The sequence below is a fragment of the Streptomyces sp. UC4497 genome, from assembly GCF_054871485.1.
Map to the genome: position 1 here is coordinate 370,030 of NZ_JBTYHB010000002.1, position 18,042 is coordinate 388,071.

Annotated in this window: 16 protein-coding genes; 10 read left to right on the forward strand and 6 right to left on the reverse strand. The window is 71.2% G+C overall.

Annotation, left to right across the window (positions count from 1 at the left end):
- Positions 1-17: 17 nt before the first annotated feature.
- Positions 18-995, reverse strand: a complete 978-nt coding sequence (locus ACYSUO_RS04420) for a hypothetical protein (protein WP_461774641.1) — start codon at positions 993-995, stop codon at positions 18-20.
- A gap of 223 nt (positions 996-1,218) precedes the next feature.
- Here ACYSUO_RS04420 and ACYSUO_RS04425 point away from each other — a divergent pair, with 223 nt between their 5' ends.
- The 4 genes from ACYSUO_RS04425 to ACYSUO_RS04440 are packed head-to-tail and all read left to right on the forward strand — an operon-like array spanning position 1,219 to position 3,352.
- On the forward strand, positions 1,219-2,109 hold the full coding sequence (locus ACYSUO_RS04425) for a DMT family transporter (RefSeq protein WP_461774642.1): 891 nt from the start codon (positions 1,219-1,221) through the stop codon (positions 2,107-2,109).
- A gap of 10 nt (positions 2,110-2,119) precedes the next feature.
- On the forward strand, positions 2,120-2,626 hold the full coding sequence (locus ACYSUO_RS04430) for an NUDIX hydrolase (RefSeq protein WP_461774643.1): 507 nt from the start codon (positions 2,120-2,122) through the stop codon (positions 2,624-2,626).
- A gap of 10 nt (positions 2,627-2,636) precedes the next feature.
- Entirely contained in the window at positions 2,637-3,029 is a 393-nt protein-coding gene (locus tag ACYSUO_RS04435) for a YidH family protein (RefSeq protein WP_426904730.1), read from the forward strand.
- The gene (locus tag ACYSUO_RS04440; RefSeq protein WP_461774644.1) at positions 3,017-3,352 is read left to right on the forward strand and encodes a DUF202 domain-containing protein; all 336 of its coding nucleotides are present in this window, start codon (positions 3,017-3,019) and stop codon (positions 3,350-3,352) included. Before ACYSUO_RS04435 ends, ACYSUO_RS04440 begins: the two co-directional genes overlap by 13 nt.
- Positions 3,353-3,392: 40 nt before the next feature.
- Here the strand turns inward: ACYSUO_RS04440 and ACYSUO_RS04445 are convergent, their stop codons facing one another.
- Positions 3,393-4,328 (reverse strand): NADP-dependent oxidoreductase, encoded by a 936-nt coding sequence (locus ACYSUO_RS04445; protein WP_461774645.1) that lies wholly within the window; start codon positions 4,326-4,328, stop codon positions 3,393-3,395.
- 89 nt (positions 4,329-4,417) lie between these two features.
- Between ACYSUO_RS04445 and ACYSUO_RS04450 the strand changes: the two genes are divergently transcribed.
- Together ACYSUO_RS04450 and ACYSUO_RS04455 are read left to right on the forward strand one after the other, a co-directional pair.
- Positions 4,418-4,714, forward strand: coding sequence for a hypothetical protein (locus ACYSUO_RS04450; RefSeq protein ID WP_426904724.1), 297 nt, complete (start codon positions 4,418-4,420; stop codon positions 4,712-4,714).
- A 199-nt stretch (positions 4,715-4,913) separates the two neighbouring features.
- Positions 4,914-5,942 (forward strand): phosphotransferase family protein, encoded by a 1,029-nt coding sequence (locus ACYSUO_RS04455; protein ID WP_461774646.1) that lies wholly within the window; start codon positions 4,914-4,916, stop codon positions 5,940-5,942.
- Positions 5,943-5,952: 10 nt separating this feature from the next.
- Here ACYSUO_RS04455 and ACYSUO_RS04460 read toward each other — a convergent pair whose 3' ends face one another.
- Both ACYSUO_RS04460 and ACYSUO_RS04465 read right to left on the reverse strand, forming a co-directional pair.
- Positions 5,953-6,546 carry a TetR/AcrR family transcriptional regulator gene (locus tag ACYSUO_RS04460; protein ID WP_461774647.1) on the reverse strand — a complete coding sequence of 198 codons (594 nt, stop codon included), beginning with the start codon at positions 6,544-6,546 and terminating at the stop codon, positions 5,953-5,955.
- 27 nt (positions 6,547-6,573) lie between these two features.
- Positions 6,574-8,262, reverse strand: a complete 1,689-nt coding sequence (locus ACYSUO_RS04465) for a class I adenylate-forming enzyme family protein (protein ID WP_461774648.1) — start codon at positions 8,260-8,262, stop codon at positions 6,574-6,576.
- A 152-nt stretch (positions 8,263-8,414) separates the two neighbouring features.
- On the opposite strand from ACYSUO_RS04465, the gene ACYSUO_RS04470 reads away from it, so the two are divergent.
- The 3 genes from ACYSUO_RS04470 (at position 8,415) to ACYSUO_RS04480 (ending at position 12,514) form a co-directional block, all read left to right on the forward strand.
- Positions 8,415-9,692, forward strand: a complete 1,278-nt coding sequence (locus ACYSUO_RS04470; RefSeq protein WP_461774649.1) for an exo-beta-N-acetylmuramidase NamZ family protein — start codon at positions 8,415-8,417, stop codon at positions 9,690-9,692.
- An 84-nt stretch (positions 9,693-9,776) separates the two neighbouring features.
- Complete coding sequence (locus ACYSUO_RS04475) at positions 9,777-11,111, forward strand: MFS transporter (protein WP_461774650.1); 1,335 nt, start codon at positions 9,777-9,779, stop codon at positions 11,109-11,111.
- Between the two features lie 101 nt (positions 11,112-11,212).
- Positions 11,213-12,514 (forward strand): serine-threonine protein kinase, encoded by a 1,302-nt coding sequence (locus ACYSUO_RS04480; RefSeq protein WP_461774651.1) that lies wholly within the window; start codon positions 11,213-11,215, stop codon positions 12,512-12,514.
- Positions 12,515-12,578: 64 nt separating this feature from the next.
- Here the strand turns inward: ACYSUO_RS04480 and ACYSUO_RS04485 are convergent, their stop codons facing one another.
- On the reverse strand, positions 12,579-15,407 hold the full coding sequence (locus tag ACYSUO_RS04485; protein WP_461774652.1) for a penicillin acylase family protein: 2,829 nt from the start codon (positions 15,405-15,407) through the stop codon (positions 12,579-12,581).
- 257 nt (positions 15,408-15,664) lie between these two features.
- Between ACYSUO_RS04485 and ACYSUO_RS04490 the strand changes: the two genes are divergently transcribed.
- Entirely contained in the window at positions 15,665-16,267 is a 603-nt protein-coding gene (locus tag ACYSUO_RS04490; protein WP_461774653.1) for a hypothetical protein, read from the forward strand.
- Positions 16,268-16,338: 71 nt separating this feature from the next.
- Here ACYSUO_RS04490 and ACYSUO_RS04495 read toward each other — a convergent pair whose 3' ends face one another.
- Positions 16,339-17,991, reverse strand: a complete 1,653-nt coding sequence (locus ACYSUO_RS04495; RefSeq protein ID WP_461774654.1) for an immunity 49 family protein — start codon at positions 17,989-17,991, stop codon at positions 16,339-16,341.
- Between the last annotated feature and the right edge of the window lie 51 nt (positions 17,992-18,042).

Below are 18,042 nucleotides of genomic sequence, written 5' to 3' on the forward strand. Positions count from 1 at the left end.
TGCTGTACGTCGGTGCTCTACACCGAGCCGAGCGCGGCGCTGCGCGCGACCCGGAACGCTTCGTACGGGTCCCGGTCGGGATACGACCAGGGGTACGGCGTGCTGTGCCGGCCGATCCGGTGGAACAGGGCGGCCGCCTCGGCGGGGCGGCCCTCGCAATACTTCGCGTGGGCGAGGTAGTTGAGGTCGATGCGGCCGCGCGGGTGCGAGGCGCCGGACCGGTCGCGCGCGGCGCCCCACTCCAACCACCAGTCGAACGCGGCCTTCAGGACGAGCCGGGCGCGCCGCCCCGACCAGTGCCCGGACGCCTTCGGGTCGTCGGAGAGCACGCCCACGCGCGCGAGCACCCGGTAGCGCTCGGCGTGCGCGACGACCGGGAGCAGCGCCAACGGCGAGTCGGGCGCGACCTGTTCGGACGCCCAGGACGCGAAGTCGTACACCTCGTGCAGCGGGTCCTGCCCGACGTCGGCGCGCCGCTCGGCGAGCCGCGCGACCATCAGGTGGTGCGCATGGTGGTGCCCGGGATGACGCAGGCGTACCTCGTCGAAGAGCCGCACGACATCCTCCTCGCTGCCCAACTCCCGCTCCAGGAGCATGAGTCCGAGCAGGGGCGTCGGGTCGTCGGGCACGAGCTCCGACGCCTCGGCGCAGGCCGCGCGCGCCTTCTCGGGGCGGTCGTGGCCCTCGACGGCGCGCAGCACGCTCGCGCAGGCGAGCAGGACGACGGCGTCCGTGGAGTCGGGTTCGGCGAGCAGCCAGTCGCGGGCCCAGACGCGGGCCGTGGGTTCGCCGGCGAGGCCCAGGACGCGGTGGCCGCGCAGGTCCCAGTCGGAGCCGGTGGCGCGGAGCAGGGATCTGACCTCGGTCCAGCGGCCGCGGGCGAGCGCGGAGCGGGCCGCGACGAGTTCGGCGTCGTCGAGTGCGGGGTCGCCGAAGGGAGGGGTGTGCGCGGGCTTCTTGCGGGAGCGCCCGAGCGGAGGCGGAGGTGGGGGCACCGCGGCGGGGTCCTTACGACTGTTCAGATGTGGGTGAGATGGACGGTAAGACGATGATCAAGCACAGCAAACCGGTACGGAGGTGTCCGCGTCAAGGGCCGTCGGTGACGCACCTCACCAACTCGCGGAAACAGCAGGTGAGTTCGGACAAGCGGAAGGAGCACGGAATGAGGTGGCGGTCGCTCGCGCGCGGGTGGCCGCGCGGGCCGCTATCGTCGACTGCGTGTCGGTTGTCGTCCTCGTCCTCTCCGTGAGCGCGGCGTTCTGTCTGGGCATCGGTTTCGTCCTCCAGCAGAACGCGGCGGTGCGGGCCCCGCTCAGCGACTTCCTCTCGCCCCGGCTGCTGCTCGACCTGATGCGCGTGCCGCGCTGGCTCGGCGGGATCGGCCTGATGGTGTGCGGGATGGTGCTGGGCGCGATGGCCCTCGGCCAGGGCGAGGTGACCCTCGTCGAGCCGCTGCTCGCCACGAACCTCCTCTTCGCCCTGCTGCTGTCGCGCCGTCAGACGAGATCCCCGCTCGGCCGGCAGGGCTGGGGCGGGCTGCTGCTGCTCGCGGGCGGGGTCACGGCGTTCATCGTGGCCGGTCAGCCGCATGGCGGCAGCGCGGTCACCGATCCGCTGCGGCACTGGCTGATCATCGGCGTGATGGTCGGCGGGGCGCTGTTCCTCGCGGCCCTCGCCAAGCGCTCGCGGCTCAGCGCGGGCCCCGCGCTGCTCGCGGTGGCGGCGGGCCTGCTGTACGGGGTGCAGGACGCGTTGACGCGGGTGAGCGGTCAGCGGTTCGCCGCGGGCGGCTGGCCGGAGCTGTTCAGCGGCTGGCAGCCGTACGCCGTGGCGGTGCTGGGGGTCACGGGGCTCGTCCTGGTGCAGAGCGCGTTCGAGACGGCGCCGCTGCGGAGGTCGCTGCCCGCGCTGACCGCGGCGCAGCCGCTGGCCGGGATCGTGTGCGGCGTCGGCTTCCTGGGCGACCGGCTGCGGATGGACACGGGCGCGCTCGCGTGGGAGGCGGCGGGCCTGGCCGGGATCGTGGCGGGCGTCGTCCTGCTCGGACTGCACCCCGCGATGCCGGGCGCCGCCGCGACCGGCCGGGACCGGGTGGGAGCGCCCCTCTAACCTGCGGGGCATGAACCCCGCTGAGGAAATTCTCGACATCGTCGACGAGCACGACAACGTCGTCCGCCAGGCACCGCGCGGCGAGGCCTACGCCAAGAACCTGCGCCACCGGTGCGCCTTCATCCTCGCCAGGAACCCCGCCGGCGACATCTTCGTGCACCGCCGCACGCCCACCAAGCTCGTCTTCCCCTCCCACTACGACATGTTCGTCGGCGGCGTGGTCGGCGCCGGCGAGACGTACGACGAGGCGGCGCTGCGCGAGGCGGAGGAGGAGCTGGGGGTGAGCGGACTCCCGCAGCCCACTCCGCTGTTCAAGTTCCTGTACGAGGGCGACGCTGGCCAGTCCTGGTGGAGTTACGTCTACGAGGTCACCTTCGATCTGCCGGTCTCCCCGCAGGCCGAGGAGATCGACTGGCACGCCTTCCTGAGCCCCGAGGAACTGGAGCGGCGGATCGGCGAGTGGGACTGGACGCCCGACGGGCTCGCGGCGTACGAGCGGTGGAAAGCGCACGGGTAATGTGCCGCGGGTGATCGAATTTGTACGCAGTATCCGTCTCTGGTTCGCGCCGGAGCGGATCAGGGACGAGGGTGACACTCCCGACTACCGCTTCTCGCTCGCCAACGAGCGCACCTTCCTCGCGTGGGTGCGCACCGCGCTCGCGCTGATCGGTGGCGGTTTCGCCGTGGACCAGTTCCTGCCGGACCTGCGCTGGGGCTGGCGCGTCGGGCTCGCGCTGGCGCTGCTCGCGGCGGGCGCGCTGTGCTCGCTGCGGGCCGTGGGGCACTGGGTGCGCTGCGAGCTGGCGATGCGGCGCGGCGAGGACCTGCCGGTGTCGAGGTTCCCCGCCGTGCTCGGCGTGGTGGTGGCGCTCGTCTCGGTGGCCATGGTCGTCATCGTGTTCGTGGGGTGGGAGGGGTGAGCGCGGCGGACGGCCCCGTGCGCGACCCCGGACTTCAGCCCGCGCGGACGCGGCTCGCGTGGCGGCGTACGACGCTGTCCGGCACCGTCGCCGCGGTGCTCGCGGTGAAGGCGACGCTGAGCAGCGGCGTCGGACCCGCGCGGTTCGTGGCCACGGCGCTGTGTCTGGTGCTGTGGCTGGGCTTCGTGGCGGTCGCCCACCAGCGGATCACCGGGCTCGCCGGGAACGAGGCCGCGCCGCCCGTGATGACCCGGCGGCAGGCGGCGGCCGCCGCGCTGTGCACGGTGGCGATCACGCTGTGCGCGGCGGTGCTCATCGCGTGAGGGCGCGGGGTCGCTCATCCCAGTACACGAGGGCGCGGGGTCACTCGTCCCAGTCGACCTTGACCACCACTTTCCCGCGCGTGCGTCCCGTCTCGCTCAACTCGTGGGCCCGCGCCGCCTGCTCCAGCGGGAGCGTCTCGTCGACGTGCACCGTCACCACGTCGGCCTCGGCGAGCTCCGTGAGGCGGGCGAGGTCGGCGGCGTCGGGCCGCACCCAGCAGTACCGGCCGCCGAGCCCGACCACGTCGCCGTCGGCGATGGACGCGAGCCGGCCGCCGGGGGCCAGCAGTTCGGCGGAGACCCGGAGCGTCTCGCCGCCCACCGTGTCGAACGCCGCGTCGACGCCCTCCGGTGCGAGCGCCCGGACCCGTTCGGCAAGGCCGTCCCCGTAGGCGACCGGTTCCCCGCCGAGTTCCCGTACGTAGTCGTGATTGCGCTCGCTCGCGGTACCGATGACGCGCGCGCCGAAGTGCCGGGCGAGCTGCACGGCGAACGAACCGACGCCGCCGGCCGCCGCGTGCACCAGGACCACGTCGCCCTCCTGCACCTCAAGGCCGCCGGTCAGCACCTGGAGCGCGGTCAGCCCGGCGAGCGGCAGGCCCGCCGCCTCCTCGAAGGTGAGGTTGCGGGGCTTGCGGGCGAGGGTGCGCACGGGCGCGGCCACGTACTCGGCGAAGGTGCCGCGGGACAGGAAGTCCTCGCGTACGTAGCCGATGACCTCGTCGCCCGGCGCGAACTCGGTGACGGCGACGCCGGGTTGGACCACCACGCCTGCCACGTCCCAGCCGGGGATCACCGGGAAGACGGGGTCGAGCAGCGCGTCCAGGTGCCCGGCGCGGCAGTGCCGGTCCACGGGGTTCACGGCGGCGGCGCGCACCTTCACCAGGACCGAGTCGGGCCCGACCTTGGGGTCGGGGATCTCGCCGTATTCGAGGACTTCGGGGCCGCCGTACGAGCGGTAACTGATCGCCTTCATGGCCGGAGGCTCCCATAGTCATGAATATGGGGCATTCCGGACTAGCCTGGGAGGGTCAGCCAGGCCGTCCGTCACCGAAGGTGAGCGTCATGACCACCCTCCACCAGGAACACCCCGCCCACGAGCACACGCACGGACCGTCCTGCGGCCACCAGGAGGTGCCGCACGGGGACCACGTCGACTACGCACACGACGGGCATCTGCACGCCCAGCACGGCGGGCACTGGGACGAGTGCGAGCCGGCGCGGCACGTCGCGCACGAGGGGCACGAGCACCGGCACGGCGCGGACTGCGGCCATGAGTCGGTGACGCACGGCGACCACGTCGACTACCTCCACGACGGCCACCGGCACGCCGAGCACGAGGGGCACTGGGACGACCACTGATCCCGCGCACCACCGCAAGGGTCCGGCGTGTTCCGCCGGGCCCTTCCCTGTGCCCGCGCGGCAGGGCTCCGTAAGAACGATCACGTTTCCGAGAGGCCCTGGACGCCATACCGACTGGTCGGCATGATGGGGCGCACTGTTGGCGGAAGTAGCCCCGGACGCTGCCCGGATTCGCTGCCCGGATTCTCGGAGGACCGCAATGAGCCATCCCCCAGGCCTCGATCTCGACCAGCTGCGCGCCCACCTCGACCGGGAGCGCCCTGGCCTGGTCACCGGGCCGCTGACCGGGCGGCTCATCGAGGGCGGGCGCTCGAACCTGACGTACCAGGTGAGCGACGGCGCCACGAAGTGGGTGGTGCGCAGGCCGCCGCTGGGGCACGTGCTCGCGACCGCGCACGACATGAAGCGCGAGCACCGGGTGATCGCGGGGCTGCACCCCACGAACGTGCCGGTGCCGGAGCCGGTACTGCTGTGCGAGGACGAGAACGTCATCGGGGCGCCGTTCTACGTCATGGAGTTCGTGGACGGGACGCCGTACCGGACCTCCGACGAGCTGGCCCCGCTCGGGCCCGAGCGCACGCGCGCCGCGGTGCTCGGCCTCGTGGACACGCTGGTGGATCTGCACGCGGTGGACCCGGCCGCGGTCGGGCTCGGCGACTTCGGGCGGCCCGAGGGCTTCCTCGACCGGCAGCTGCGCCGCTGGGGCAAGCAGCTGGACGCGTCCCGCAACCGCGAGCTCGCCGGGATCGACGAGCTGCAGGCGGCACTCGGCCGTGAGCTGCCGGCCTCGCCCGCGCCGACGATCGTGCACGGCGACTACCGGCTCGACAACGTGCTCGTACGGCAGGATCCCGACGGGGTCGACCGGATCAAAGCGATCCTCGACTGGGAGATGTCGACGCTCGGCGACCCGCTCACCGACGTGGGCCTGCTGGCGATGTACAGCGCACAGCTCGACATGCCCGACTCGCCCATCTCCACGACCGCCTCCGCGCCGGGTCACCCCTCCCCCGCCGAGCTGATCGAGCGCTATGCCGAGCGGTCGGGGCGCGATGTGTCGGCGATCGCCTGGTACACGGCGTTCGCCTGGTTCAAGCTCGCCGTGATCCTGGAGGGCATCCACTACCGCTACACGCTGGGCCAGACCGTGGGCGCGGGCTTCGACCGCATCGGCGAACTGGTCCCGGTCTTCATCTCCCACGGCCTGAACACCCTCAAGGAGGGCTGAGCCGGGGGCCCTACGGTCGCAGCGCCCGCAGCAGCAGGTCCGCCAGTTGGTCGGCCAGTTGCTGCGGGGACAGCGACCCGTCCGGGCGGTACCACGTGGACAGGTGGTGGATCGAGCCGAAGTGGTAGTCGACCACCAGGTCGGCCGGCGTCTCGGTCGTGAAGACGCCGGTCTTCTGGCCCTCCTCGATCAGCGCCCGGAAGCGCTCGTGGTACCGGCGCCGCTCGGCCCGCACCTGCTTGTTCTTCTCCGGGCTCAGATGGTGCATGGAGCGGAAGAAGATCGACGCGTCGTCGAGGTTGTCGATCGTCGTGACGACCACGTCCGCGGCGGCCTCCCGCAGCCGCTTCTCGACCGGCTCGTCCCGGTCGGCGAACGCGTCGAGCCGCTCCTGCTGGAGACGCAGCACGCGCGCGTACACCTCGTGCAGCAGATCGTCCTTCGAGCCGAAGTAGTGGTAGAGGGCGCCCTTCGTGACGCCCGCCGCCTCCACGATCTCCTGCACCGACGTGCGGTCGTAGCCGCGGTCGGCGAAGAGCCGGGTGGCGGCCGCGAGGAGTCGTTGCGGGACGGGCGTGCCGTCGCCGTCGGTCGTCCTGGGCACTGCCGCCACCTGCCTTTCCGTAGTTCTTCAGCCTTGTACTGACGGGGAACGCAGTTCCCGCCGGAGGATCTTCCCACTGGCCGTCTTCGGCAGCTCGCCGAGGACCTCGACCTCGCGCGGGTACTTGTACGCGGCGAGGCGCTCCTTGCAGTACGCGGACAGCTCCTCGGGGCTCGCCTCCGCCCCCGGGCGCAGGCTCACGTAGGCCTTCACGCTCTCGCCCCGGTACGCGTCGGGGATGCCGACGACCGCCGCCTCGCGCACGGCGGGGTGGCCGTAGAGGACGTCCTCGACCTCGCGTGGCCACACCTTGAACCCGGACGCGTTGATCATGTCCTTCTTGCGGTCGACGACGTACAGCCAGCCGTTCTCGTCCATGAAGCCGATGTCGCCGGTGCGCAGCTCCCCGTCCGGGAAGCCCTCCTCGGTCGCCTCCGGGCGGCGCCAGTACCCGGGCACGACCTGCGGGCCGCGCACCGCTATCTCGCCCTGCTCCCCGAAGGGCACGTCGTTCCCGTGGTCGTCGACGATGCGGACCACCGAGTCGGGCCCCGGCACGCCCACCGCGAGCGTCCCCGACGCCGGGTCGACGGGCGCCTCGACACCCGGCGGCACGGACGCGCAGGGCGCCGTGCACTCGGTCAGGCCGTAGCCGTTGTGGATGTACGGGCCGAAGGCGGCGCGGAACTTCTCCACCAGCGCCGGGGGAACCGGGGCGCCGCCCGACGAGATCGAGTCGAACGACGCGAAGTGCTCACGCGTCGCCTGCGGCTGCGCGCCGAGCGCCATGAAGGCCGTCGAGGGGCCGACCGTGTACGCGGGCCGGTGCTCGGCGAACGCGTCGAGGACGACGCCCGGCTCGAAGCGGTAGGCGAGCGCGAGGGTGCCCGCGTTGGCGAAGGAGGCGACGAGCTCGCAGACCATGCCGGTGATGTGGAACAGCGGCGCGAGCGCGAAGTAGACGGCCCCGTCGGGCAGACCGAGTCCCGTGCGCTGGCGCTCCGCGTTGTACGTGATGTTGCGGTGCAGGTTGGTGGCGCCCTTCGGGGTGCCGCTGGTGCCCGACGTATAGCTGATCAACGCGATGTCGTCGCCGGTGAGTTCGCGACCGTCGGGCGCCTTGTGGCCCGCGTGCGCGACCGCGACGAGGTCGTCGGCGTCCGACGCCGGCGGTTCGACCCGCTCGAAGTTCAGCACCCGCTCGTCGTTCCGCGTCTGGAGGTCCAGCTCGCAGGCGGTCAGGGCGATGCGTACGGGAGAGTCGGCCGCGGTCTCGCGCAGATACGACTCCCAGGCCCGGTCCGAGCAGACGAGCCCGGTCACCTCGGCGTCGTGCAGGACGTGCCGTACCTCCCCCGCCTTGTACATCGGGTTCACCGGGACCACGACCGCGCCCGCCTTGAACGCGCCGAGCAGCGCGAGCACGAAGTGCGGCGAGTTCTGCAGCATGATCGCCACGCGGTCGCCGCGCTCCAGGCCGCGGGCGGCGAGATGGCCGGCCACGGAGTCGGAGAGCGCGTCCACGTCGGCGTACGAGAGGCGGCCGTCGAAGTAGGCGAGGGCCGCGCGGTCCGGGGCGCGGCGCACCGCGTCGGCGAAGGCGTGCACGACGGTGGCGGCCGGGGTGATCGGGGCCTTCTGCGCGTCGTTGAGGACGCCCAGCCAGGGCCTCGCCTCATAGATCGAACCGGACTGTCCCTGCGAGCTGTGCACCATCGGTCTCCTTCGAAAGCTCCGGCCTGCCGGGCAGACTAACCAGTCGGTATGTCGCTGCGAAAGAGCTTCAGGGTGTCGGTTCGTTCCGCAGCGGGGATTCCGCGACTAGCGTGCGTGGCCACGCCAGTCCCCAAGATCACGGAGGTTCACCCATGAACGTGTCGAGACGAGGGCTGCTCGCGGCGAGTGCGGGCGTCGCGGGTGGCTTGGGCGTCGGCGGCGCGGCGGCGAGCGCCGCCCCCGGCGGCGGACCCGGTATCGGCGGTCCCGGCATCGGTGGCCCCCGGCTCCGTACCGGCTTCGAGCGCCTTGTGGACAGCGGTTACGCGCTGCTCGCGGGCCAGAAGGTCGGCATGGTCACCAACCCGACCGGTGTCACCCGCGACGTACGGCACATCGTCGACGTGATGCACGCCGACGAACAGGTCGACCTGAGGGCGGTGTTCGGGCCCGAGCACGGCTTCCGCGGCACGGCACAGGCGGGCGGCTCCGAAGGGAAGACCGAGGACCCGGCGACCAAACTCCCGGTCTACGACACGTACTTGAAGAGTGGCCAGGCGCTCGCCGACATCTTCACGGAGTCCGGCGTCGACACGATCGTCTTTGACATCCAGGACGTGGGCGCGCGCTTCTACACGTACATCTGGACGCTCTACGACTGCATGGAGGCGGCGCAGCTCGCGGACAAGAAGTTCGTGGTGCTCGACCGCCCGAACCCGGTCACCGGACGGAACGCCTACGGGCCCATCCTGGACCGGAAGTTCGCGAGCTTCGTGGGCCGCCGCGAGATCGCGCAGGCGCACGGCATGACGGTCACCGAGCTGGCCCGCCTGTTCAACGGCGAGTACCTGGAGCACCCCGTCGAGCTGGAGACGGTGCTGATGAGCGGCTGGAAGCGGCGGGACTTCTACGACGCATCCGGCCTGCCCTGGGTGCCGCCGAGCCCCAACATGCCGACGCCCGACACGGCCCTCGTCTACTCCGGCACCTGCATGTTCGAGGGCACCCTGCTCTCCGAGGGCCGCGGCACCACGCGCCCCTTCGAACTGCTCGGCGCCGAGGGCATCGACGCGAGCTGGGCGGCCGCCGCCAATGAACTCGCCCTGCCCGGCGTGCACTTCAGGGAGGCGTACTTCGCGCCGACGTTCTCCAAGTTCCAGGGCAAGACGATCGGCGGCGTCCAGATCCACGTCGACGACCGCGAGGCGTTCGAGCCGGTACGCACCGGTATCGGCCTCCTGGTGACGGCCAAGAAGGCCTGGAAGGGCTTCGGTTGGCGGCCCGACAACGCCATCGACCGGCTCACCGGCTCCACGCGGGTGCGCACGATGGTCGACGCGGGCGCGTCCACGGACGAGATCGTCGGGGCCTGGCAGGAGGAGCTGGCCGCATTCCGGGGCGTACGGCGCAAGTACCTCACCTACAAGTAGCCGCCGAGCAACCGGCATCTCGGGATCCGGGACGGGCATCCCGAGATATTGACTGGACGGTACACGGACAACGACAGTCTGCTCGTGCTCAAAGACGACTCACCCAGGGAAGACCTCGCCAAGGCCGAACCGGCCGAATCGGCGGCGCGGGCTCAGCCGGAGAGCCTGCGCCGCGTGGCCGTGGCCAGCTTCATCGGCACGGCCATCGAGTTCTACGACTTCTACGTCTACGGAACGGCCGCCGCGCTCGTCCTCAACGCCGCGTTCTTCCCGAACCTCACCCCGATCAACGCCACCCTCGCCTCGTTCTCGACGTACGCCGTCGCGTTCGCGGCCCGCCCGATCGGCTCGCTGATCTTCGGCCACTTCGGCGACCGGATCGGCCGCAAGTCGGTCCTGGTGGCCTCGCTGCTCCTGATGGGCCTGTCGACGGCCTTCGTCGGCCTGCTGCCCGGGTACAGCACCCTCGGCCTGTGGGCGCCGATCCTTCTCGTGCTGCTCCGGTTCCTCCAGGGCGTCGGCCTCGGCGGCGAGTGGGGCGGGGCCGCGCTGCTCGCCGTGGAGCACGCGCCGCGCGGCAAGCGCGGGTTGTTCGCCGCGTTCCCCCAACTCGGCCCGTCCGTGGGCTTCTTCGCCGCCACCGGCATCTTCTGGCTGCTCTCCGAGTCCCTCTCGGACGACGCCTTCAAGTCGTGGGGCTGGCGCATCCCGTTCCTGCTGTCGTTCCTCCTCGTGGCGGTCGGCCTGTTCGTCCGGCTGAAGATCAGTGAGACGCCGGTCTTCGCCAAGGTGATGGCGGAGCAGGAGGCCAGCAGGGCGCCGGCGCTGGAGGTCTTCAAGCGGCACCCGAAGGAGATCCTGCTCGGCGCGGGCGGCATGATCATCGCGTACGGGCTCTTCTACACGGCCACGACGTACTGCCTCGCCTACGGCACGACGACGCTCGGCGTCCCGCGCTCCACGATGCTCGCCGTGTCGCTGGTGGCGTGCCTGTTTCTCGCGGCCGGCACCTGGCTCGCGGCGACCCGCTCCGACGGGCGCGGCCGGCGCAAGATGGTGCTCATCGGTTCGAGCCTCGCGATCGTGTGGGGCCTGGCCCTGTTCCCGCTGATGGACACCGAGAAGCCGGTGCTCATCGCCCTCGCGCTCGGCGGCGCCCTGTTCTGCATGGGTGTGGTGTACGGGCCGATGGGCGCGTATCTGCCGGAGCTGTTCGGGGCGAAGGTGCGCTACTCCGGCGCCTCCTTCGCGTACAACCTGGGCGGCGTCCTCGGCGGCGCCGTCTCCCCGCTCGTCGCGACGCGACTGCAGAGCGCGCTCGGCTCTTCGTCGGTGGGCTGGTACGTCAGCGCCATGGCCATCGTGTCACTGCTGTGCGTGCTGGCGCTTCCGGAGACGCGGGAGCGTCAACTCGGTTGATACGTCCGTCAATTGACGGCAGAACATCTGGCCAACCCCCGGGTACGGCGGGACGATGCGCGGCACGCGTTGCCGCACGACGCCTACCACGGGGGTTCGCCATGTCCGCACCCAAGCCACGTCAAGCACCTGAAGTCCACGTCCGGCCCTACTGGGAGCTGAGGTTCGACGCCGACGGCGATCCGGACCCCGGGCAGCTCGCCACACTCCTCCGCCAAGCACACCAGGTGCACGATCTGGTGATCTTCGCGCACGGCTGGAACAACAGCCGCTCCATCGCGAACAGCCTGTACGACCGCTTCTTCGCGCCGTTCCCCGACCTGGCGCCCGGCGCCTCCCTCGGCTACGTGGGCGTGCTGTGGCCGTCCATGCGCTTCACGGACGAGCAGATCCCGGACTTCGACCGGTCGGCCGCCGCCTCGACCACGGCCGCCACCGTCCCGCGGACCACGCTCGACAAGGGCACCCGGCAGGGGCTCGCCGAGGCCTTCCCGCGCAGTGAGCCCGTCGTGGACCTGCTGGCGCGACGCCTGGAGGAGCAGCCGGACGCGGCATCCGCCTTCGACGAGTTCGGCGGTCTCGTACGGCAGTTGGTCGGGGTCGGGCCCTCGGTGTCCGGCGCCGACACCTCGGAGGACGGCGGGCCGCACAGCACGCCCGCGATGCTCCACGAGGACACCCGGGCCATGTGCCTGGAGTTCGCGGCGGCCCTGGAGACGGCGGCGGGGCCGGGCGCGGTGGAAGCCTTCCGGCTGCCCGGCGGGCTCGCCAAGGCGTGGAAGGGCGCGCACGAACTGCTGCGCCAGGCCACGTATTTCGCGATGAAGCGGCGGGCGGGAAAGGTCGGCAAGGCCGGGCTCGGTCCTGCGCTCGGCCGCCTCGCCGAGGAGGCGCCCGGGGTCCGCGTGCATCTGGTGGGGCACAGTTTCGGCGCGCGGCTCGTCTCCTTCGCGCTCGCCGGGATGCCGAAGGGCGTCCGTAACGTGAAGTCCGTGACGCTCCTTCAGGGGGCCTTCTCGCACTACGCGTTCGCCGGCCGTGGCGCACTCAAGGGGCGGCAGGCGCGGGTGGACGGGCCGCTGGTGGCGTGCTTTTCGCGGCACGACACGGCGCTGAGCGTGATGTACCCGCTGGCCTCGCGCCTTGCGGGCGACGACAGGACGCTGGCCGATCTCGGCGAGCGCTGGGGCGCGCTCGGGCACGACGGCTTCCAGGAGGTCGAGGGCGCGGTGCGCTTCACGCTGGCGGACGTGCTGCGGGCCGGGGTGCCGGGCGCGGGCTGTGTGAGCGTGGACGCGGCGCAGGTGGTGCGCCATGGGCCCCCGCCCTCGGGGGCCCACAGCGACATCTGCCACGCGGAGTTGGCGCGGGTGGTGCTCGGTGCGGGGCGGATCACTACGTAGGTCACCCTGCGCGTGCTCTGCGGGTTCCCTGTGGGTGCCCTGCGTGTGCCCGCCCCGCCCCGGTTCACTGGCGGTGTGCCGGGAACTCCACGACCTGCTGGTACGTGGGCCGGTTCTGCCACTGGATGTTCTTGTGCGTGATGCCGCCGACGGCACGGTGTCCGATGCTGTCGGCGCACCACTGGTCGCCCGCCTTGCAGGTGTCGTCACCGGGGTACACCTCGGTGGCGGGCTTGGCGGCGGCCTCGGCCAGCGTGGCGAGGAGGACGTCCCGGCAGGCCGAGAGGTCGCCGGAGCCGCAGTACGTGGCGCCGAGCTTCCCCTTCACCGGCTCGCCGAGCACCGACCTGAGGTCCTTGTCGGCGTAGCCCCACCAGCCGTACTGGAAGGACGATCCGGCGTGCGAGCCGGTCGGCCCGTGTCCGGCGGACGGCGCCTCGTCGACGGTCAGTTGTGAGGTCAGCGACTTGTAGAGCTCGTCGCCGAGGCCGGGCTTGAACTCGGCCTCGACCATCAGCGGCCACCAGGCGTCCATGATCCGTACGGCGTCGGGGTGCGCGTACGTCTTGGATCCGGCGGACGTCTGGTTGCGCTGGGCGCCCGCCTTCTCCCATGCCTCCAACTGTTGGACGGCCTTGGTCAGTTGCGGGTTGTCGAGGTCGCCGAGCGGCTTGCTTCGGATGACCTTGAGCATCTCCGGCAGCACCTGCTCGCCGCGCAGGTCCGTGACGGCGGCCTCCTCCATGGCCCGGGTGAGCGAGGCCCGGGTGACGCCGCCCCGCTCGGTGAGCTTCTTGACCCGGTCGTTCAGCAGGTCGCCGCGGTGGACCGCACCCATGCTGAAGTTGGGTGACGAGAAGCCCTTGGCCTGCTTGTTGTTCCAGGAGACGTAGTAGTCCTGGTCGACCGAGTTCGGGTGCTGGGACGGGGGCGTCTCGGCGGACGTGTTGTTCGCCGGGTCGAAGTCCTTCCACTCATAGGCCTGTTCGCCCCGCACCGGCAGCGACATGTCGACGTCCTTGGCGCGTACCGGGTTGGTGCCGCTGTTGTAGTACGCGATGTCGCGCGAGTCGGCGTAGAACCAGTTGAACGCGTAGTTGATGTGCTGGGCCGCCTTCTGGAACGACGCGGCGTCCTTGACGTAGGTCGGGTCGTTCAGCATCTGGAAGCCGAGGATCGAGTCGGCCTCGTGGCGGTACGTGGAGCGAAGTGCCGTGTAGGCGACGGGTTTTCCGTCCACGGTGGCGCGGTGGCTGACGATCCCGTACTTCGTACGGAAGACCTGCATACGGTAGGAGCCGGCGGCCGTGGAGTCGGCGATCGTCGGCTTCCAGGCGTTCTTCTTCTCCAGCTTCTCCATGGGCGTGCAGGTGCCGCGGTACATGTACGAGGTCGACTGTCTGGTGGGCGCGGAGCCGTCGGGCTCGCACAGCGGGACCGCGTACGTGTCGGTGATGTCCTGGGTCGCCGAGGTCGCGGACCACGCGTAGTCCTGGCCGCGGCCGAGCTGGACGTACATGCCGACGCCGGCGAAGGAGACGCCGCGCGCGCTGATGCCGGGACCCTGGAGCTCCTGCATCATCAGCAGCTGCGGCGCGAAGTAGCCGGTCTGCGGGCCGAACACGGCGACCGGGTTGCCGGAGGCGGTGTGCTTGCCGGAGACGAGGAGGGCGTTGGACATGCCCTTCTTGGACGCGGACTGCGTGAACAGGTCGGAGGGAAGTACGCCGTCGTCGTTCATGCCCTGGAGCGGCTTGAGCTTGGCGGACGCCTTGACGGGGTCCTTCTTCGCCGCCGACTCCGTCGCAGCCGAGCCCTCCTTGTCGTACACGAGGGGCTCCTTCTCCACCGACCCCTTGTCGGGGAGCGCCTGCCCGCGCGCGTTCTTCGGCTTCTCGCCGTACGAGAAGCGGGTGCCGTCGTGGATCGTGGTGACGGCCTCCGGGTCCTCGCGGCCGCGGAAGGCCTCCCAGACCTCGGTGCCCTTCTGGACGCCGTACTTCTCCTGCGCCTTGAGCAGCGAGAGCGCCGCGTCGACCTCTCCGCCGCCGCCGTTGCCGAAGAGTCCGCCGACCACGGAGGCCAGCGCGATCATGTCGGTCACCTTGAACGGCTGGATCTCGCCCACGTTCGTGATCGCGTCGACCTTGCCGGTGAGCACGTACTCGCCGGGGAAGTAGCGGCCCTTCTTCGACTTCTCCCGATAGGCGTTGAGGCCGTCGATATAGGCCTGCGCGTCCTCCATGGCCTGCTTGCCGCGGGCCCCGCCGGTCTTCTTGATGGACTCGACCTGCTGTTCGAGATCCTTTTCGGTGTACGGGGCCTGCGGCCAGAACTCCTGCTCCAGACCCCGGTTCGCGAGGGCGCCGCCCGCGAACGACGTCAATTCGCCGCGGCCGATGTGACGGAACAGGTCGATCAACCAGAGGCGGTCCTGACCTGCGGCGAAGCCGGCCCCGAATTCTGTTCCGTAGCGCGAGGAACCTTTGATGTGGGGTACGCCGTTCTTCTTGTCACGGGTGATCGTCACATCCTCGCGGGGACGCGTGACGGAACCGACCTGATCGTCCTTGACGCCGAAGGAGGAATCGTTGAAGAAGTTCGTGAGTGTGTCGTCGGTGAGGGACGGATACCCGGACGACAGCGCGTCATAAGGACCGAGTTGATCGTCGGCGTGCGGAGGCTGGGTGCCCAGCAGTTTGTTGCCGAGGATCTGGGCGAGTGTGGCGCTGCCGTTCGCTCCGGGCGGCAGGATGTCCGCGCACTGGCCCTTGCAGTAGTCGGCGGCCGGGGTCGGTTCGTCGGCGGCGGTAGCGGTCGACGTCGGCGAGAGCAGTCCGGCGGTGAGCACAAGTGCCGCCAGGGCCGTAACTCTCTTCGTCAGGCTTCCCATGAGGCTTCCCATGGCGCCGGAGGTTACCGACGGTTAGCCACGGACAGAAGATGAACATGCGTCACGTTTTCGGAAAGCAACAGGGGCCACACAGGAACTCCCCGACCTCAGAAGGTGACGGTGATGGGCCCCATCGGAAATCGGATGGGACTCAGTGGCCTTCAAAGGGATCCGAATCGCGTGTCGATACGTCTACTCGGCGACGTCGCTTCATGGCTGCGGCGACGCCGACGTACGTGTGACGGAGGTGCAGGGCGATGGCCGGATTCCGAAGTCTGGCGAGACAGGTGCGCGATCCGCTGAGCGATCTGGCACTGCGGCGCTATTCACTGCGCAAGTGCCTTGAGAGATTTGCCCCTTACGGGCACCGAGCAACCTGGGACCACCTCTGCTCCCGGGCGGGGTTCGACCCCGAGGACCGCTCCCCCGACCCGGCCCGCCTGGTCGCGGCGCTGGAGGAGCTGGAGGAGGCGCGGGCCGTCTGGCTCGCGTACGAAGTCGCCTTCGCGGAGCGAAGGCGCAAGGAGAAGCACGACGGGCTTCGAAGCCCGGGCAGCGTGGACGACTGGCACCGGCTGACCTGGGGAGGCTTCGGAGTCGCCTGGTGCGACGACCCCTCCGTGCATCCCTCCGAGCCGCTGGCCGAAGTGCTGCGCAGGCTCATCACGGCACTTGAGCGCGACCCCGGCGCGTGCTGCCCGGTGTGCACGGGCAGTGGCCTGGTCTGGCAGCACGATCTGGCGCACGAACCCTCGTCGGGCCCCGTGTGCACCCATTGCGGCATCGTCGTGCCGCGGCCCGTCCTGACACCCATGGCACTGGCGGAGGCCAGGCTGGCGCGGCTGCTTGTCTCCGCGTAGGCCGGCCCACCGGAACCAGGTGACGTACAGCGCGACGGGGGTGCGGCCCCGAACTCGGCGCACCCCCTGATCTAGTTTGCCGCGCCTTCCAGGCGCTGCCGGTTGAGCAAGTACCGCGGCAGGTACGGCAGATCGGTGCGGACCGGGAAGTCCATGTCGTACGCGAGGCAGGCGAGTGCGAACGGGCCGAGCGCCACGCGGGCGCGCGGCGCCTCCGACTCGCCCCAGTAACCGGCGTGCTGCACAAGGGATTCCGCGAGCGCCTCGCCGAAGGCCTCGTGGTCGTGCGTGAGCAGCCGGTGGAACAGGGCGACGGGCTGGTAGTCGACGAGGTTGAGGAAGTCCTTCGGCGCGAGCGTCGCGGTGTCGGGGTGCGAGGCCTTGATGGTGGTGACGAGCCGGTCCACCACGTCGTCGACGGGGCGGCGCAGCCAGTGGCTCTGCAGGACGTCGATCCAGTGCGACACGTAGTCGTCCACCGGGGCGCTGCCGCGCAGTGCGTCGAGCGGTACCTGGCACAGGCGTGTGGTGCGCTCGCGGTCGCGGGTGACGAGGGTGAGGTAGAAGGCGTCGAGCCAGGCGCGGGCGGGGTCTCCCCCTGCTGCCGCCGCCTCCAACTCCGCTTCCTCCGCCGGGGGTTCACCGTCCTTGCCGTGCGCGAACAGGGCGCATCCGTGCTGCTGCGCCGCGACCCACGCGTCCCACGTCTCGACGCGGGCGGCGTCGGGGTCGCTCTCCGCGTGCGCGAGGGCGTGGGCGAGCGCGGCGGCGAAGGACTCCGGCTCGGATTCGGGCACGGGCGGCCCGTCGGAGGCGAGCCGGCCCGCCCGGTCGAGCGCGCGCAGCGCCTGCATCACGTCGACGAGTTCGCGCGGCGGCCGCTGCTCGATGGTGCGGGCCGCGTCGTCGATGTCGGTGAGCGAGGTGAGGCGCCCGTCGTGCCACCAGTAGACGCGGGGCGAGAGCGGTCCCGGGCCTTCGTCGTGAGCCCGGACGGCGTACGTGGCAAGGTCGTTGAGGGCGTCGGCCGCGCTGCCGTCGACGATCGGGTGGAAGGCGAGCAGATGTCGGGTGGGCACGGCGACGAGGGCGCCCGCGTCCGGCATCCGGCGCCCGGTGACCTCCGCGACGACCTCGGGCAGCACGACGGCCTTGGTCGCCACGGAGTGCGCGTCGCCGTACACGGAGTAGAGGACGGGGTGCCCGTCGAGCCGGACCTCCTCGTGCCGCATCGGCGCGCGGATCAGGGCGCGCTGAGCGGCGCCCCACAGCGCGTCGGCGCCGGCCCGCGCCACGTCCTCCTCGGTCAACAGGCGTACGGAGTCGGGCCCGTCGAGCGCGAGCGCGAGGCGCAGCCCTTCGGCGACCTCGCGCGCGTGCACCGGCGCCGCCGGGCCGGCGGCGTCCGCGGGCACGAGCCGCAGACACGTCCCCGCGAGCAACTCCTCGGCGCCCTCGCCGCCTTGCGAGGCGTCCGCAAGGGCCGCGAAGTGGGCGGCGACGAGCGCGGGCCAGTCGGCCTCGGACGCCTCCGCGCACCGCAGCGCCAGGTTCGCCAGCGGGAAGAGGTGACCGTCGCGCTCGACCGCGTCGCCGACGAGGACCAGGCCCTCCTCCGCCCCGAATCGCGCCCGCACACTCTCGGCGACGAGCGACCGGAGCCGCTCGGCCTGCGGTGTCGCGAGCATGGGCAGGTGCGAATCCGGAGCCTCGTTCTCAATCACGGTGGCGACTCTACGAGGCGTGGGGCGCGCGTGGCGGACGAGTGGGAAAAC

Bases quoted from the DNA above. Each gene is read 5' to 3' on its own strand.
- ACYSUO_RS04430 (WP_461774643.1), top strand. From the start codon at position 2,120: ATGAACCCCGCTGAGGAAATTCTCGACATCGTCGACGAGCACGACAAC.
- ACYSUO_RS04445 (WP_461774645.1), bottom strand. From the start codon at position 4,328: ATGAAGGCGATCAGTTACCGCTCGTACGGCGGCCCCGAAGTCCTCGAA.
- ACYSUO_RS04450 (WP_426904724.1), top strand. From the start codon at position 4,418: ATGACCACCCTCCACCAGGAACACCCCGCCCACGAGCACACGCACGGA.
- ACYSUO_RS04455 (WP_461774646.1), top strand. From the start codon at position 4,914: ATGAGCCATCCCCCAGGCCTCGATCTCGACCAGCTGCGCGCCCACCTC.
- ACYSUO_RS04465 (WP_461774648.1), bottom strand. From the start codon at position 8,262: ATGGTGCACAGCTCGCAGGGACAGTCCGGTTCGATCTATGAGGCGAGG.
- ACYSUO_RS04470 (WP_461774649.1), top strand. From the start codon at position 8,415: ATGAACGTGTCGAGACGAGGGCTGCTCGCGGCGAGTGCGGGCGTCGCG.
- ACYSUO_RS04480 (WP_461774651.1), top strand. From the start codon at position 11,213: ATGTCCGCACCCAAGCCACGTCAAGCACCTGAAGTCCACGTCCGGCCC.
- ACYSUO_RS04485 (WP_461774652.1), bottom strand. From the start codon at position 15,407: ATGGGAAGCCTGACGAAGAGAGTTACGGCCCTGGCGGCACTTGTGCTC.
- ACYSUO_RS04490 (WP_461774653.1), top strand. From the start codon at position 15,665: ATGGCCGGATTCCGAAGTCTGGCGAGACAGGTGCGCGATCCGCTGAGC.